Consider the following 15,861-nt stretch of genomic DNA (forward strand, 5'->3'; position numbering starts at 1 on the left):
TTGTTCCCGATGGAGGCAAGAGCAGGCTTCTTCGCCAAGGATTTCCGGCCAGCATGCTGGCCGGATGACATAACGAGAGTTACCAACCCGGACGTCAGTCCATTACATTGGAGGATTTCGTGACAGAGTACGTTCTGCCCGAGCTCGGCTATGACTATGCAGCACTCGAGCCGCACATTTCGGCAAAGATCATGGAGCTGCACCACAGCAAGCACCATGCTGCTTACGTTGCAGGCGCCAACAATGCCCTCTCCCAGCTGGCCGATGCCCGCGAGAAGGGTGACTACGCCAACATCAACCGTCTCTCCAAGGACCTCGCGTTCCACACCGGCGGACACATCAACCACTCCGTTTTCTGGAACAACATTTCCCCGGACGGCGGCGACAAGCCCGAAGGTGAGCTCGCAGCAGCCATCGATGACGCCTTTGGTTCGTTCGACGCTTTCCGTGCGCAGTTCAGCGCTGCCGCACTTGGCTTGCAGGGTTCCGGCTGGGCTTTCCTGGCCTACGAGCCCATCGGTGGCAACCTGCTCATCGAGCAGCTCTACGATCAGCAGGGCAACGTTGCAGTAGGTACCACGCCGCTCCTGATGCTGGACATGTGGGAGCACGCCTTCTACCTGGACTACGTCAACGTCAAGGCTGACTACGTCAAGGCCTTCTGGAACATCGTCAACTGGGCGGACGTTGCAAAGCGCTTCGAAGCCGCGCGCGCCAACGCCACGGGCCTCATCGTCCTTTAGTTGGTGAGCCCCGGTTCACGCCGATGTAACAAAAGTCACTTTTTGCGTGAATTGGGGCCAAATGCTGGAAAGCCTGCCTCCGCAGTTGCGGGGGCAGGCTTAGTTAAACGTAAGATGGATCACGGAAGGCGGTTAGCCTTCAGCAACGTGGCTGGTCGCCCTCCGATCTGATAATCACCTCTGCCCAAAGACGTGCGGGGTCTGTTGGTTGGAAATAATAAATCCGACTCACTAGGCGTGCTTGCAAGAGCACCAAGGAGATTGACACATAGTGACCACCCGTATTGGTATCAACGGCTTCGGCCGCATCGGCCGTAACTACTTCCGCGCAGCACTGGCCCAGGGCGCAGACCTTGAGATCGTCGCCGTCAACGACCTCACCAGCCCCGAGACTCTCGCCCACCTCCTGAAGTACGACTCCGTCGGTGGACGCCTCGCCCAGACCGTGGAAGTTGTCGATGGAAACCTGGTAGTCGATGGCAAGTCCATCAAGGTCCTGGCTGAGCGCGATCCCGCCAACCTTCCGTGGGGCGAATTGGGCGTTGACATTGTCATCGAGTCCACCGGCTTCTTCACCAAGGCCGCAGCAGCCCAGAAGCACATTGATGCCGGCGCCAAGAAGGTCCTCATCTCGGCTCCCGCAAGCGACGAAGACATCACCATCGTCATGGGCGTCAACCACGAGCTTTACGATCCCGCAGCGCACAACATCATCTCCAACGCCTCCTGCACCACCAACTGCCTCGGCCCGCTGGCCAAGGTAGTCAATGACGCCTTCGGCATCGAGCGTGGCCTCATGACCACGGTCCACGCCTACACGGCCGACCAGAACCTGCAGGACGGACCGCACGGCGATCTCCGCCGCGCCCGCGCCGCCGCCATCAACATGGTTCCTACGTCCACCGGTGCAGCCAAGGCAATCGGACTGGTCCTGCCGGAGCTCAAGGGCAAGCTGGACGGCTACGCCATCCGCGTTCCGGTCCCCACGGGTTCCGCTACGGACCTCACGGTCACCGTCTCCCGCGAAGTAACGGTTGAAGAAGTCAACGCAGCAGTCAAGGCTGCCGCTGAGTCAGAACAGTTCGCCGGCATCCTTAGCTACACCGACGCTCCCATCGTGTCCTCGGACATCGTCGGAGACCCGGCGTCTTCCATCTTCGACTCCGGCCTGACCAAGGTCATTGGCAACCAGGTCAAGGTTGTTTCCTGGTACGACAACGAGTGGGGTTACTCCAACCGCCTCGTAGACCTCACGGAGCTCGTCGCATCCAAGCTGGGCTAGGGTAGACACATGACATCTCACACCCTCAACGAACTCATCGCTGAAGGTGTCCGCGGGCGGTACATTCTGGTCAGAAGTGACCTCAATGTGCCGCTCGACGGCTCTACAGTGACCGACGACGGCCGCATCAAGGCCTCACTTCCGGTCCTCAAGAAGCTCTCGGACGCCGGTGCCCGTGTGCTCGTTACCGCACACCTTGGACGCCCCAAGGGCGCTCCCGAAGAAAAGTACTCCTTGAAGCCCGCTGCGGCCCGCCTTGCGGAGCTGGCGGACTTCCCGGTACAGCTCGCCGCCGACACGGTGGGGCTCTCCGCCAAGGAGCTCTCATCCGGCCTCAACGACGGGGACGTACTCATCTTGGAGAACGTTCGCTTCGATGCCCGCGAAACCAGCAAGGACGACGCCCAGCGCGGCGCCTTCGCCGACGAGCTGGTTGCCCTCACGGGAAGTAACGGCGCCTTCGTGGACGATGCCTTTGGAGCGGTCCACCGCAAGCACGCGAGCGTTTATGACGTGGCCACCCGGTTGCCGTCCTACCTGGGCGACCTCGTCCACACCGAGGTAGAGGTTCTCCGGAAGCTCACCACGGACACGCAGCGCCCGTATGTCGTAGTTCTTGGTGGCTCCAAGGTCTCGGACAAGCTGGCGGTGATCGAGAACCTTCTGGGCAAAGCGGACACCATCCTTGTTGGCGGCGGCATGCTCTTTACTTTCTTGGCCGCAGCAGGCCACAAGGTTGCGGGAAGCCTTCTTGAGGAGGACCAGATCCCCGTAGTCCAGGACTACCTCCAGCGCGCTTCGGCTGCGGGTACCTCCTTTGTGATCCCCACCGACGTAGTAGTGGCCAGCCGCTTTGCAGCTGATGCAGACCACGAGGTCGTCAGGGCGGACGCCATTGAGGACAGCGCTTTCGGAGCTTCCGGTATCGGCCTGGACATCGGACCGGAATCCGCTTCCGCGTTCGCAGCCCAGATCGAAGGCGCCAAGACCGTCTTCTGGAACGGCCCCATGGGTGTCTTCGAATTCGAGGCCTTCTCCAGCGGCACGCGGGCCATCGCCCAGGCGTTGACGGATACGGTTGCCTTCACCGTTGTGGGGGGTGGCGATTCCGCCGCAGCCGTTCGGACCCTAGGGTTCGAGGACTCGCAGTTCGGACACATCTCCACTGGTGGTGGCGCAAGCCTGGAATACCTTGAAGGCAAGGAACTTCCCGGCCTGAGCGTCCTGGACCGCTAAGCACCATCCGGCCGGCAGGACGCCATCGCGTTCTGCCGGCCGTTCCATATTTCAACGCATTCTTTGGAGTTCATGTGACTACCTCTGCCAACGGCAACTTTGTCCGCAAGCCCTTCATCGCCGGCAACTGGAAGATGAACATGGACCACGTCCAGGGCATCACCTTGCTGCAGAAGCTCGCCTGGACGCTGTCCGACGCCAAGCACGACTACAACCGTGCCGAGGTTGCCGTCTTCCCGCCGTTCACGGACCTCCGTGGCGTCCAGACGCTGGTCCAGGGTGACGACCTCGAGGTGGTCTACGGTGGCCAGGACCTCTCGCAGTTCGACTCCGGAGCCTACACCGGTGATATCTCCGGTCAGTTCCTCAGCAAGTTGGGCTGCACCTACGTCCTGGTGGGCCACAGTGAGCGCCGCACCGTCCACAACGAATCCGACGACGTCCTGAACGCCAAGGTCAAAGCTGGGTTCCGCCACGGCGTCATCCCTGTCCTCTGCGTCGGCGAAGGCCTCGAGATCCGCCAGGCAGGAACGCATGTGGAGCACACCCTTGCCCAACTGCGCGCCGGTGTTGAAGGACTCACGGCTGAGCAGGCTGCGGAACTCGTGGTTGCCTACGAACCCGTCTGGGCCATCGGCACGGGCGAAGTTGCCGGTCCGGAGGATGCACAGGAAATGTGTGCAGCCATCCGAGCCGAACTTGCCGAACTCTTCGACGAGACCGTCGCAGCAAAGACCCGTCTCCTTTATGGCGGTTCCGTCAAGGCCAACAATGCAGCCGCCATCATGGCCGAAAGTGACGTTGACGGATTGCTTGTGGGTGGCGCAAGCCTGGACCCCGCTGAGTTTGCTAACATTGTCAGGTTCGAGAGCCACCTCGTCACGGACTAGTCCGGCTCCCGTTTTCCGCTTCTTCGAAAGGCCGTCGTGGACGTTCTTCAAGTCATTCTGCAGATCCTGCTGGGAATCACCAGTCTTCTGCTGACGCTGCTCATTCTCCTGCACAAGGGACGTGGCGGCGGTTTGTCCGACATGTTCGGTGGCGGAATGAGCTCCGGATTGAGTTCGTCCGGTGTAGCCGAGCGCAACCTGAACCGCTTCACCATCATTCTCGGTATCACATGGGGAGCTGTCATCATCGGCCTTGGCCTGATCATGCGCTTCACCTCAGGTGGCGACTCCTAGTCCCCACCTCAACGGATCTATCACAAGAGGAGTGGTTCCTTCCCAGGGACCACTCCTCTTTTTGTTGGTTACCCATCCCCAGTGCCGTCGTCGAGCACTTCGCACTAGAATGTCCGTGTTGGCCGAAAGGCCCACAGGCCGTGACGGCCGACCACCGAGTCGCTAGGGGTTCGAAAATGGTTCATGGCACGCCAGGATATCGGGGCACCCGCGTAGGTGTGGCCCAAGGTTCTACTCCGAGAAACCAAAGCGACCATGGCGGGGGAGTCCAGCTGCCGCGGATTCGGGTTCCCTATTGGTGCGCCAAAGGACACGAAACCCGGCTTGTTTTTCTTAAGCTGCCGGACGAGCAAATTCCCAGGACGTGGGACTGCCCCAAGTGCGGCCTTCCGGCCTCCCGTGATCCCGGCCATCCGGCCTCGGCCCGGCCAGAGGACGAGCTCTTCAAATCGCACCTCGACTACGTTAAAGAGAGACGCTCCAGCCAAGACGCAGAAATTGTCCTGACTGGAGCGTTGGAGCGGCTACGCGCCCGCGGGGTCCTTCCGGACCAGCTGCTGGGGGACGCGTGAGGCTGCGTTCTCGTCGATAAGCCACAGGGTCCGCGCACGGCCAACGGGACCGGAGGCGGGCACCTGGACCGGATTGGCGCCAGCCAAGGCCAGGCCAACAGCTCCTGCCTTGTCCTCGCCGGCAACAACCATCCAGATCTCCTGGGCGGTGTTGATGGCGGGCAGCGTCAAGGAGATACGCGACGACGGCGGCTTGGGCGAGTTCTCGACACCCACCACCGTGCGTTTCTTCTCACGGACGCCGGCCTGCTCGGGAAAGAGCGACGCCACGTGGGCGTCCGGGCCCACGCCAAGAAGCAGGACATCAAAGCGCGGCAGGAGGCCAGGCTCGTCGGAGCGGCTATCAGACATGTCAGCTGCATGCTCGGCTTCGGCTGCTGCCTTGAGTTCCTCGGCATAGGCAAAGGCGGCTTCGTCAGCTGTGGCAAAGTCGTCCGCCGAGCCGGGCTCGTGGATCCTGGCAGGATCTACAGCCAGGTGGGCCAGCAGGGCCTGGTGCGCTTGACGGGTATTCCTGTCCTCGCTGTCAGCAGCAACGAAGCGTTCATCACCCCACCAGAAGTTAACTTTTGACCAGTCGACGGCCGGTGCTGCAGCTGAATCGGCCACAGCCTTCAGCGTTCCGATTCCGACGGTGCCGCCGGTCAGGACCACCGTGGCCTCGCCGTGCTTGTCCTGGACATCCACAAGCTTGGTAATGAGGCGTGCCGCGATGGCGGCCATCAACACCTTGGAGTCGGGATGGATGCTAACTCTTGGCTCAGCGTGCACTTGTCTGGACTCTCCTCTGGCTGGTAAGTGGCAGTCCCATCGTAATCACTTCTCCGAAGACTTCGTCGGGGTCGAGCCGTCGGAGTTCTTCGGCGAGGCAATCTTTAAGGCTGCGCCGGGGGAGGGTGATACGCTGTGCCGGCTGTCCAGGTTGGGTCAGTTCCGCCACGGACAGTCCGGGACGGAAAAGCTGGACATCGCCGCTTGCACGGGTCAGCCGGACCCGCCGAATGCCGGTACCTGCAGGGTCCGCCACAATCGTGACGGGCGCCTCCAGCGCCAGGCTCAGCCAGGCAGCCAGCAGCAGGGTGCTGGGAGAGTCCGATGCGCCTTCCACAGCCACGGCTGAGACGGGGTCGCTGTCGACTTGGTCGAAGACAGCTGCGAGTTGCATGCGCCAGTTGGTCAGGCGGGTCCAGGCAAGGTCGGTGTCGCCGGCTTTGTACGTTGCCCGGATGTTCTCCAGTGCCCGGCGGGGGTCAGGTTCGTTGGCGGAGTCGGTGATGCGGCGGTGCGCGATGCGGCCGATGGAGGTTTCGCAGGCGCTTTCCGGGGCTCCGTGCGGCCACCAGGCAACGATCGGGGCATCCGGCAACAGCAGGGCGGCCACCAGGGATTCGCTCTCGTGGGCCATGTGCCCATGCCCGCGCAGGACGATGACCTCGGATGCGCCGGCGTCGCCGCCGACACGGATTTGAGCATCAAGACGGTCAGGACCCTCAACGCCGGCATCGGCCAGGACAATGATCCGGCAGGGGTGTTCCCGGCTGGCTTCATTGGCGGCCTCGATGGCTTCTTCTTCCTGCCCGGACTTGGTCACCACCACCAGGGTCAGGACACGGCCCAAGGCGATGACGCCGCCCTGTTCACGCAGCGACATGATCTTCTTGGAGATCTTGGAGGTGGTGGTATCGGGAAGATCTACAATCATGGCCTTCTCCAGGTTCGTCCGTCACGGGCGAGCAGGTCATCGGCCGAGGCCGGTCCCCAACTGCCGGGTGCGTAGGGTTGCGGTTGTTCGTCCAGTCCGGCCCAGTATTCCTCGAACGGGTCCAGGATCTTCCAGGACAATTCCACTTCCTGGTGGCGCGGGAAGAGCGGCGGTTCACCCAGGAGTACGTCCAGAATGAGTCGCTCGTAGGCTTCGGGGCTGGACTCCGTGAAGGAGTGGCCGTAGCCAAAGTCCATGGTGACGTCGCGGACTTCCATCTGGGTGCCAGGGACCTTGGAACCGAAACGGATGGTGGCGCCTTCGTCGGGCTGGACGCGGATCACCACGGCGTTCTGGCCGAAGTCGTCCTCACCATGGTCGCGGAACAACAGGTTCGGCGCGCGCTTGAACACCACGGCGATTTCGGTGACACGACGACCCAAACGCTTACCGGCGCGCAGGTAGAACGGCACACCGTTCCAGCGGCGGGTGTTGATGTCCACCCGGATCGCAGCATACGTCTCGGTCTTGGAATCGGCAGGGATGCCGTCCTCATCCAGGTAACCGAGTACTTCTTCGCCGCCCTGCCAGCCACCGGTGAACTGACCACGTGCGGAGTGGGTCGAGAGGTCGTCGGGCAGCTTGACCGCCGCGAGGACTTTTTCCTTCTCCGCCCTCAAATCATCGGCATTAAAGGAAATGGGCTCCTCCATCGCCGTCAACGCCAGCAACTGGAGCAGGTGGTTCTGGATGACATCGCGGGCAGCACCCACGCCGTCGTAATACCCTGCACGCCCGCCGGTGCCGATGTCCTCGGCCATGGTGATCTGGACGTGGTCCACGTAGTTGGCGTTCCAGAGCGGCTCAAACAACTGGTTCGCGAAGCGCAAAGCCAGGATGTTTTGCACCGTCTCTTTGCCCAGGTAGTGGTCAATCCTGAACACGGCATCGGCCGGGAACACGGATTCGACGATGTCGTTCAGCTGGCGGGCGGACTCGAGGTCATGCCCAAACGGCTTCTCGATCACCACACGTCGCCATTGGCCAGGCTTGGCCTGGGCAAGGCCATGCTTGGACAGCTGGCGGCAGACCTGCTCAAAGGCCTTGGGTGGGATCGACAAGTAGAAGCCGTGGTTCCCGCGGGTTCCGCGGGTCTCATCCAGCTCATCAAGGACATCACCGAGGCGCTCAAAAGCGTCGTCGTCGTCGAACTCTCCCTGGACAAAGCGAATACCCGAGGCCAATTGCTCCCATACCGCTTCATCGAACTTGGTCCGGGCGTGGGCTTTGACGTTTTCCTTGACCTCGGCCGCGAAATCAGCGTTGTCCCAGTCACGGCGGCCGAAACCAACCAGCGCGAAGCTGGGAGGCAACAGACCACGGTTGGCGAGGTCATAGACCGCCGGCATGAGTTTCTTACGGGCGAGGTCGCCGGTGACTCCGAAGAACACCAACGACGACGGCCCGGCGATGCGGTTCAGGCGCCGGTCCCGCGGATCCCGCAGAGGATTCCGCAGACCGGCGTTTTTCCTGCCGTTTTCAGTTTCTGGCATGTTTGGTTCTGTGCCTTAGCTTTCGAGTGCGCTGGCTTGGTCGGCCAACGCAGCGACGACTTCCTGGAGTTGGGCCACGCCGGCAGCACGTTCAGTGAGGTGCAGGCGCAAAACAGGACGGCCATGGCCTTCCAAGACCTGGGCGTCGCCCGTGGCCTGGGCGGCAATGAGCTGGCCGAAAGTGAAGGGCCGCTCCGGGATGTCCAGATCAGTGGAGGATGCTGCAGTGACCTGCAGGAATACTCCGATGGCCGGTCCGCCCTTGTGGAACTGGCCCGTGGAGTGAAGGAACCGCGGACCCCAACCGAATGTCACAGGACGCCCGCTGACGGCCGCGAGTTCATCCCGGATACCTTCAAGCGGCGCGTGGGAAATACGGTCGAGGTATGCCTGCACGCTCAAGTAGCCATCCGTGCCGAGCTGGCTGAGCAGTGCCTGCACAGCCTCGCTTACCGTTGAGGCGTTACCGAGCCATCCACCTCCGCGTACTTCCACAGCACCGTCGGTGAAGGCCGCGGGGGTGGGTTCGGGACGGGCGTCCAGCAAGCCGCGGGCTGCCACCTTGGCGGCCTCGACGTCGGGCTGGTCAAACGGGTTGATGCCCAGGAGCCGGCCCGCCACGGCGGTTGCGAATTCCCAGACAAACATCTGCGAGGCCAGCCCACCGGCGATGGCTACCTCGTTCCCACGAAGCTCGACGTCGGCATCCGCGCTGACCAGCCGCGCCACCAGGACGTCGTCTGCACCGTTCAGGGCCTCAGGAGAGTCCGGGCCGGCAACGACAGGCAGGACGCCCGTACCCAGTTTGCCGGTGGATTCCGCAATGAGCTGTTCGGCCCAATCAGCGAAACCGACAATACCTGAGCCGTCTTCGGCGATGACCACCTTGTTGCGCAGCGGGCTGGTACCACCCAAAGCTATGCCCAGTGCCAGGCCGATGTTGTCGGCGGAGTCCTCGTTGAGGATCTCCGCAGCTTCCTCCGCCTCATCCAGGAAGGCCTGGATGTCCACACCGGCAAGCCCACAAGGGACCAGGCCGAAGGCAGTCAGTGCTGAGAAACGGCCTCCCACGTTGGGGTCGGCGTTGAATACCGCGCGGTAGCCTGCCTCGCGCGACGCCTTATCCAGGGGCGACCCCGGATCAGTAACGATGATGATGCGGCTCCCAGCGTCGATGCCGGCGTCGTTGAACGCCTTCTCGAATACACGGCGCTGGGAGTCGGTCTCGACGGTGGAGCCGGACTTGGAGGAAACGACGATCGCCGTTTCCGCCAGCCGATCCGCCAGTGCAGCACTGACCTGTTCAGGATCAGTGCTGTCCAGCACAGTCAGCTCGACGCCGGCAGTACCGGCAATGACCTCGGGAGCCAGCGAAGACCCACCCATGCCACACAGGACAATGCGGGTAACGCCTTCGGCACGAAGGGCGTCACGAAGTTCCAGAATGTCACCGACCAAGGCCTGGGACACTGTGGCGGCCTCTACCCAGCCGAGACGGATCGCAGACTCGGACTCTGCCTCAGGACCCCACAGAGTGTGGTCCTTGGCGAAAATCCGCGTGGCGATCCTGTCCTCAACCAGGCTGTCAATGTGCTGGGCGATGGCCTGTTGCGCGGCACCGCTGGCGTCGTAGCTGATTGTGCTCATGGTGGGTTAGGAAACCTTCCGTGCGGTGGCGAGGGCGCCTTCGACGTCGGCGAGGAGTTCCTTCCAGGAGCCTACGAACTTCTCAAGGCCTTCGGTCTCAAGGAGGGTGACGACGTCGTTGTAGGAAACGCCGAGGGCTTCGAGGTCGTTGAGGGTCTCGTTTGCCTCGTCGTAAGTGCCGGTGATGGTGTCACCAGTGACGACGCCGTGGTCGAACGTGGCATCCAGCGTTTTCTCCGGCATGGTGTTGACCACGCCGGCTGCCACGAGTTCGGTCACGTAGAGGGTATCCGGGTAGGCAGGGTCCTTGACGCCGGTGGAGGCCCACAGCGGACGCTGCGGGAGGGCGCCGGCCTCTGCCAGCACTGCCCAGCGCTCGGTGGAGAAGAGCTCTTCGTAGACCTGGTAAGCCAGGCGTGCGTTGGCGACACCGGCCTTGCCCTTGAGTGCCTTGGCTTCATCGGTGCCGATGGCGTCGAGGCGCTTGTCGATCTCGGAGTCAACGCGGGACACGAAGAACGAAGCAACGGAGTGGATCCTGGAGAGGTCGTGGCCGTTCTCCTTGGCCTGCTCAAGGCCGGACTGGAAGGCGTTGATGACCGCGCGGTAGCGCTCCAGGGAGAAGATCAGGGTCACGTTGACGCTGATGCCCTCGGCCAGGGTAGCCGTGATGGCTTCGAGGCCTTCCAGGGTTGCTGGGATCTTGATGTGGACGTTGTCCTTGTTGACCTTGGCGTAGAGGTGCTTGGCCTCGGCGATGGTGCCGGCGGTGTCCCAGGCAAGGCGGGGATCCACCTCGATGGAAACGCGGCCGTCCACACCATTGGTGGCGGCGGCTACCGGTGCAAAGAGATCGCAGGCGTCTGCGACATCAGTGGTGGTGATTTCAAAAATGGTCTCTTCGACGCTGGCGCCGGCCGCGGCCTGCGCTGCGATGGTGGCGTCGTAGTCCGTGCCGGCGGTGATCGCGGCGTGGAAGATGGACGGGTTGGTGGTCACGCCAACCACGTTCTTTTCGTCGATGAGCTTCTGCAGGGTGCCTGTGTCCAGGCGGGTGCGGGAGAGGTCATCGAGCCAGATGGAAACGCCGGCGTCGGAGAGCTGCTGCGTGGGAGTGCTAGACATGTGTTTTTCTCCTGTGAGAGGGGAGCAGACTGTTATGCGTTGACGTCTGCGAGGGAGTCTTTGGCTGCGGCTGCGACGGCTTCGGCGGTGATGCCGAATTCGTTGAAGAGCCGCTTGTAGTCGGCCGAGGCACCGAAGTGCTCAAGGGAGATGGAGCGGCCGGCGTCGCCGACGAATTCGCGCCAGCCGAGTGCAAGGCCGGCTTCAACAGAAACGCGGGCTTTCACGGAAGCGGGGAGCACGGATTCGCGGTAGGCCTCGTCCTGCTTGTTGAACCACTCAACGCAGGGCATGGAGACAACGCGGGCTGCGATGCCTTCGGCCTGGAGGGCTTCGCGGGCCTGGACTGCCAGCTGGACTTCGGAGCCGGTGCCGATCAGGATGACCTGGGCGTCAACGGTTTCGCCGTCCTTGGAAGCTTCGGCCAGCACGTAGCCGCCCTTGGCAACGCCTGCGGTGGAACCGAACGTGTCACCGGTTGCTTCACCTTCGCCGCGGGCGTAGGTGGGGATGTTCTGACGGGTCAGGACGATACCTGCCGGGTTCTCGTGGTTCTCCAGCATGGCCTTCCATGCCGCGGAAACCTCGTTCGCATCACCGGGACGGACAACGTCCAGGCCCGGGATGGCGCGCAGCGAAGCGAGCTGCTCAACCGGCTGGTGGGTGGGGCCGTCTTCGCCCAGGCCGATGGAGTCGTGTGTCCATACGTACAGGGACGGAACACCCATCAGCGCGCCAAGGCGGATGGCCGGGCGCTGGTAGTCGCTGAAGATGAGGAATGTACCGGAGAAAGCGCGGGTGCGGCCGTGCAGGGAAATGCCGTTCACAATCGACGCAGCAGCGTGCTCACGGATACCGAAGTGCAGCACCCGTCCGTACGGGTTGCCCTTCCAGGCGTCCGTGGAGCGCGAAGTCGGGATGAACGACGGCGAGCCTTCGATCGTGGTGTTGTTGGACTCCGCGAGGTCGGCCGAACCGCCCCACAGCTCCGGCAGGACCGGGCCGATGGCGTTCAGGACCTTGCCCGAAGCCGCGCGGGTGGAAACGTCCTTGCCTGCTTCGAACACGGGAAGCGCAGCGTCGATGCCGACGGGGAGCTTCTTGGCTTCAACACGCTCCAGCAGGGCAGCGGCGTCCGGGTTGGCGGACTGCCATGCCTCGAACGAACTCTGCCAGGCAGCGCGTGACTCGGCGCCACGGTCCAGGACCTTACGGGCGTGTGCCAGGACTTCTTCGTCAACATCGAAGGACTTGGCAGGATCGAAGCCGAGCACGGTCTTCAGGGCCGCGACTTCCTCGGCACCCAGGGCGGAACCGTGGATCTTGCCGGTGTTCTGCTTCTTCGGCGCCGGGTACCCAATGATGGTGCGCAGCGAAATGATGGACGGCTTGTTCGTCTCAGCCTTGGCCGCGAGCAGTGCTGCGTAGAGTTCCTGGACGTCTTCGACGTAGTCGCCGGTCTTGGTCCAGTCAACGCGCTGGGTGTGCCAGCCGTAGGCCTCGTAGCGCTTGAGGACGTCCTCGGTGAAGGCGATGTCGGTGTCGTCTTCGATGGAGATGTGGTTCTCGTCGTAGATCACTACGAGGTTGCCAAGTTCCTGGTGGCCGGCCAGCGAGGACGCCTCGGAGGTCACGCCTTCCTGGAGATCGCCATCGGAGGCGATGACCCAGATGGTGTGGTCGAACGGCGATTCGCCGGCGGGAGCATCGGCGTCGAACAGGCCGCGCTGGCGACGCTGGGAGTACGCGAAACCAACAGCCGAGGCCAAGCCCTGGCCCAGCGGGCCGGTGGTGATTTCCACGCCGGCGGTGTGCTTGTACTCGGGGTGGCCAGGGGTCAGTGAACCCCAGGTGCGGAGCGCCTCAAGGTCCTTCAATTCCAGGCCGTAACCGGACAGGAACAACTGGATGTAAAGGGTCAACGACGTGTGGCCGGGGGACAGGACGAACCGGTCGCGGCCAAGCCAGTCCGGGTTCTTCGGGTCATGGCGCATCAGCTTCTGGAACAGCAAGTATGCTGCTGGAGCCAAGCTCATCGCCGTACCGGGGTGGCCGTTGCCGACCTTCTCCACGGCGTCTGCGGCCAACACACGAACGGTGTCAACTGCCTTCTTGTCCAGATCGGTCCATGACAGTTCTTGCTCTTCCAAATGTGGCACGAAAACCGAGCCCCTCTCTGTGCTGACGGCAGGCGTATGGACACGGCACGCAGGAAGCACAGGATGGCGCCCGCTGCAATGTGTCTACCAGCCGTTCACCATTGAAACGTTGATCTCTCATCCAGACGCACGGATTCCCGAGAATACGGTTTCCCGGATCGTCAACGTGTGCTGATCTGCTCAACAGCTTAGCCCTAAACGTGTCACGGAACTCAGGGAATCCCACTAACTGGACAGAAATTCCCTTATATGAATCACGATGGCCCGGAAGCGGAGTGAAGATTCGGAAACATTGACGGATTTTGCGGACATTGGTCCACTTCCGGCCACGGTATGATATTTGGAGGCCACCAGCGGTTCATGCGCCCGTGTCAGCTTTCGAAGACCGGGACGGCAGCCGTTGCGAGAACCCCAGAGCATAGAACAGAGTGACTGCCGCCGTGAGCACAACTGATACGCCCCTCAACGCGTCCCCGGCCCGGGGAAGCATCGGAATTTCCCGTAAGTTCAAGGCGTATCTGGCACTCACCAAACCCCGGGTCATCGAACTCCTCCTGGTCAGCACCCTGCCCACCATGATCTTCGCCCAGCGTGGCTTCCCCTCCATCGGCCTGATCCTGGCCACCCTCGTCGGCGGAGCGTTTGCAGCCGGCAGCGCCGGCGTCTTCAACTGCTACATCGACCGCGACATCGACAAACTGATGCACCGCACCGAGAAGCGCCCCTTGGTCACGGGTGAGGTGACGCCGCGCGAGGCCCTGGTCTTCGCCTGGATCCTGGGTGCAGCGTCAATCGCCATCCTGTGGTTCGGCGCCAATCCTCTGTCCGCCTGGCTCGGGCTCGGTGCCATCGTCTTTTATGTGGTTATTTACACCATGATCCTGAAGCGCCGCACGGCCCAGAATATTGTGTGGGGCGGAGCGGCCGGATGCTTCCCCGTGCTGATCGCCTGGGCCGCTGTCACCAATACGGTGGAGTGGCCGGCAATCGTGCTCTTCATGGTGATCTTCCTGTGGACGCCCCCGCACTACTGGCCCCTGTCCATGCGCTACGGCGAGGATTACCGCAACGCCAAGGTGCCCATGCTCGGTGCCATCGCCGGCGCCAAGGTGGTATCGGTACAGGTTGTCCTCTACGCCTGGGCCATGGTTGCCTGTTCACTCTTGATGGTTCCCGTTGGAGGTGCCGGCTGGGTTTACACGATCGTCGCCGTTGCCGCCGGCGCTTGGTTCCTCTACGAGAGCCACGCTCTGTACAAGCGCGCACAGGGTGGCGACGTCTCCAACAAGGGCGCCATGAAGGTCTTCCACGGATCCATCAGCTACCTGACGCTGCTCTTCATCGCACTGGCCGTTGACCCGTTCATTGGCTCAGCGATCGTCGGCGGCTAAGTTCCGCGCTTCGTCAGGAAACAACGTTCGACGCCGGTGCCCGCCAGAGTGCCGGCGTCGCGCTTTTCCCTCACGCCACCTGACGCTCGCACACATCCCAAGCCCTTGATCCCAACGCCCGCTCACATCCCAAAAGACGCAACCAAGTGAGCCAACGGGGGAGGCGCCTTGCCGGCGGGCAGCGCAGAGACCAGCAGGGGAGCGTAGCGAATCTTGTTGCCACTCCGGCCCCCGAAGAACCGCCGTAATTGGACTTCCACGGACCGGTCCCGCAGTAAGGGCTGGCGTTGGAGGAGCCTGAACGAGGCCAGCTCGCCTTCAGCCCCGATGACGTCGAGCACGGCGTCGATTCCCAGGCATCGGATAAGTTCATCCTCCAGATCGGTGTCACAAACCTGGAACCCGCGCTCTTCCAACGGTCCGGATCCCACACCGGCATGCAGGAGTGCCCTGGCAATGACTTTGGACTCGCCTGCATCACAAAGCCCAAGTATTCGGTGGCCGGCTCCCTTCGGGCCGTAGCGCTCGAGGTAGTGGACGATACTCGTGGCGCCACCCATCGGGATGATTTGCACACGTTCTGAAGCCAAGTTGTGGTCACATCGAAAGGCCAGGGCTTCTACGGCCAACCTGTCGCTTTCACCCTCGACCAGCACAGTTGTCGCCTGCATAAGACAAGTATGTCGGACGCGGCAACGGAGGGCTTTGACGCGCTTCTATACCTAGAGTTCTCGTGGCAGCACCTAGTTTCGCCCTTCCGGGCACCTATTTCTTGCCCAAATGCCACCTAGTTTGCGGAAAAGTCGTCTAGGTGGTGCCGTGCGCACCCTAATGTTCGAAATGGAACAGAGCCGTTCCACACCGCACGAGCATTGGGGAAAACAATGAAAGCGCTCCTCCGTACTGCAGGAATCGTGACCATCGCGTCGGCTTCAGTTTTGACCGGTGTGACAGCCGCGCAAGCAGCGCCGGCCTGCTCCACGGCACGTGTATGTCTCTACGACAACTACTGGTTCACCGGAACGCAGCGGACCTACAACTGGGTCGCTTCGTATGTGGGCGACGCGGCGAACGATAAAGCCAGTTCCGTCGTCATAGGCCCGGCCGCGAACGTTCAATCGCCCTACGTGTATCTGTACCGGGACCTCAATTACTCCGGGCATGCAGTGATCTTCCGTGGTGGGAACGCAGTGAACGATCTCCGGGGTGTGTCAATGTATGCCGGTGTGAACTGGGACGACGAGATCTCAAGCATTTGGGGTTAGCC

At 62.3% G+C, this 15,861-nt stretch carries 15 protein-coding genes; 8 read left to right on the forward strand and 7 right to left on the reverse strand.

Translation table 11 applies throughout. The annotated features are described in order from the left end of the window. Positions 1–119 precede the first annotated feature (119 nt). The 6 genes from ABQM86_RS10665 (at position 120) to ABQM86_RS10690 (ending at position 5,017) form a co-directional block, all read left to right on the forward strand. On the forward strand, positions 120–743 hold the full coding sequence (locus ABQM86_RS10665; RefSeq protein WP_089595054.1) for a superoxide dismutase: 624 nt from the start codon (positions 120–122) through the stop codon (positions 741–743). Positions 744–1,014: 271 nt separating this feature from the next. After that, positions 1,015–2,025: a type I glyceraldehyde-3-phosphate dehydrogenase gene (gene gap, locus ABQM86_RS10670; RefSeq protein WP_089595055.1), complete on the forward strand. Its 1,011-nt coding sequence runs from the start codon at positions 1,015–1,017 to the stop codon at positions 2,023–2,025. Between the two features lie 9 nt (positions 2,026–2,034). Continuing rightward, a complete protein-coding gene (gene pgk, locus ABQM86_RS10675) occupies positions 2,035–3,261 on the forward strand; it encodes a phosphoglycerate kinase (RefSeq protein WP_369746589.1) in 1,227 nt (408 codons plus the stop codon). A 74-nt stretch (positions 3,262–3,335) separates the two neighbouring features. After that, positions 3,336–4,151 carry a triose-phosphate isomerase gene (gene tpiA, locus ABQM86_RS10680; protein WP_207593511.1) on the forward strand — a complete coding sequence of 272 codons (816 nt, stop codon included), beginning with the start codon at positions 3,336–3,338 and terminating at the stop codon, positions 4,149–4,151. 36 nt (positions 4,152–4,187) lie between these two features. Continuing rightward, complete coding sequence (secG, locus tag ABQM86_RS10685) at positions 4,188–4,445, forward strand: preprotein translocase subunit SecG (protein WP_024821019.1); 258 nt, start codon at positions 4,188–4,190, stop codon at positions 4,443–4,445. A 176-nt stretch (positions 4,446–4,621) separates the two neighbouring features. Continuing rightward, positions 4,622–5,017 (forward strand): RNA polymerase-binding protein RbpA, encoded by a 396-nt coding sequence (locus ABQM86_RS10690; protein WP_280627928.1) that lies wholly within the window; start codon positions 4,622–4,624, stop codon positions 5,015–5,017. Here the strand turns inward: ABQM86_RS10690 and pgl are convergent. The 6 genes from pgl to tkt are packed head-to-tail and all read right to left on the reverse strand — an operon-like array spanning position 4,970 to position 13,203. Beyond that, the gene (pgl, locus tag ABQM86_RS10695; RefSeq protein ID WP_337340341.1) at positions 4,970–5,788 is read right to left on the reverse strand and encodes a 6-phosphogluconolactonase; all 819 of its coding nucleotides are present in this window, start codon (positions 5,786–5,788) and stop codon (positions 4,970–4,972) included. The two genes, ABQM86_RS10690 and pgl, sit on opposite strands and share 48 nt — an antisense overlap. Beyond that, a complete protein-coding gene (locus tag ABQM86_RS10700) occupies positions 5,778–6,719 on the reverse strand; it encodes a glucose-6-phosphate dehydrogenase assembly protein OpcA (protein WP_024821021.1) in 942 nt (313 codons plus the stop codon). The genes pgl and ABQM86_RS10700 overlap by 11 nt, the downstream gene beginning before the upstream one ends. Next, a complete protein-coding gene (zwf, locus tag ABQM86_RS10705; RefSeq protein WP_207593514.1) occupies positions 6,716–8,272 on the reverse strand; it encodes a glucose-6-phosphate dehydrogenase in 1,557 nt (518 codons plus the stop codon). Before zwf ends, ABQM86_RS10700 begins: the two co-directional genes overlap by 4 nt. Positions 8,273–8,287: 15 nt before the next feature. After that, on the reverse strand, positions 8,288–9,919 hold the full coding sequence (locus ABQM86_RS10710; RefSeq protein ID WP_369746590.1) for a glucose-6-phosphate isomerase: 1,632 nt from the start codon (positions 9,917–9,919) through the stop codon (positions 8,288–8,290). Between the two features lie 6 nt (positions 9,920–9,925). After that, complete coding sequence (tal, locus tag ABQM86_RS10715; protein ID WP_369746591.1) at positions 9,926–11,044, reverse strand: transaldolase; 1,119 nt, start codon at positions 11,042–11,044, stop codon at positions 9,926–9,928. Between the two features lie 32 nt (positions 11,045–11,076). Further along, positions 11,077–13,203 carry a transketolase gene (gene tkt / locus ABQM86_RS10720; protein WP_369746592.1) on the reverse strand — a complete coding sequence of 709 codons (2,127 nt, stop codon included), beginning with the start codon at positions 13,201–13,203 and terminating at the stop codon, positions 11,077–11,079. A gap of 428 nt (positions 13,204–13,631) precedes the next feature. On the opposite strand from tkt, the gene ABQM86_RS10725 reads away from it, so the two are divergent. Continuing rightward, positions 13,632–14,594: a heme o synthase gene (locus ABQM86_RS10725; RefSeq protein ID WP_089595064.1), complete on the forward strand. Its 963-nt coding sequence runs from the start codon at positions 13,632–13,634 to the stop codon at positions 14,592–14,594. 122 nt (positions 14,595–14,716) lie between these two features. Here ABQM86_RS10725 and ABQM86_RS10730 read toward each other — a convergent pair whose 3' ends face one another. Further along, the gene (locus ABQM86_RS10730) at positions 14,717–15,265 is read right to left on the reverse strand and encodes a TOPRIM nucleotidyl transferase/hydrolase domain-containing protein (protein ID WP_280627933.1); all 549 of its coding nucleotides are present in this window, start codon (positions 15,263–15,265) and stop codon (positions 14,717–14,719) included. A 213-nt stretch (positions 15,266–15,478) separates the two neighbouring features. On the opposite strand from ABQM86_RS10730, the gene ABQM86_RS10735 reads away from it, so the two are divergent. After that, positions 15,479–15,859 (forward strand): peptidase inhibitor family I36 protein, encoded by a 381-nt coding sequence (locus ABQM86_RS10735; RefSeq protein ID WP_207593519.1) that lies wholly within the window; start codon positions 15,479–15,481, stop codon positions 15,857–15,859. The last annotated feature ends 2 nt before the right edge of the window (positions 15,860–15,861 follow it).

Origin of the sequence: Paenarthrobacter sp. AMU7, from assembly GCF_041200195.1 — a bacterium.
GTDB lineage: Bacteria > Actinomycetota > Actinomycetes > Actinomycetales > Micrococcaceae > Arthrobacter.

What these genes read in the sequence shown, in the direction of transcription:
- pgk (WP_369746589.1), top strand. Translation starts at nt 2,035, where the DNA reads ATGACATCTCACACCCTCAACGAACTCATCGCTGAAGGTGTCCGCGGG.
- ABQM86_RS10690 (WP_280627928.1), top strand. Translation starts at nt 4,622, where the DNA reads ATGGTTCATGGCACGCCAGGATATCGGGGCACCCGCGTAGGTGTGGCC.
- ABQM86_RS10700 (WP_024821021.1), bottom strand. Translation starts at nt 6,719, where the DNA reads ATGATTGTAGATCTTCCCGATACCACCACCTCCAAGATCTCCAAGAAG.
- zwf (WP_207593514.1), bottom strand. Translation starts at nt 8,272, where the DNA reads ATGCCAGAAACTGAAAACGGCAGGAAAAACGCCGGTCTGCGGAATCCT.
- ABQM86_RS10710 (WP_369746590.1), bottom strand. Translation starts at nt 9,919, where the DNA reads ATGAGCACAATCAGCTACGACGCCAGCGGTGCCGCGCAACAGGCCATC.
- tal (WP_369746591.1), bottom strand. Translation starts at nt 11,044, where the DNA reads ATGTCTAGCACTCCCACGCAGCAGCTCTCCGACGCCGGCGTTTCCATC.
- ABQM86_RS10730 (WP_280627933.1), bottom strand. Translation starts at nt 15,265, where the DNA reads ATGCAGGCGACAACTGTGCTGGTCGAGGGTGAAAGCGACAGGTTGGCC.
- ABQM86_RS10735 (WP_207593519.1), top strand. Translation starts at nt 15,479, where the DNA reads ATGAAAGCGCTCCTCCGTACTGCAGGAATCGTGACCATCGCGTCGGCT.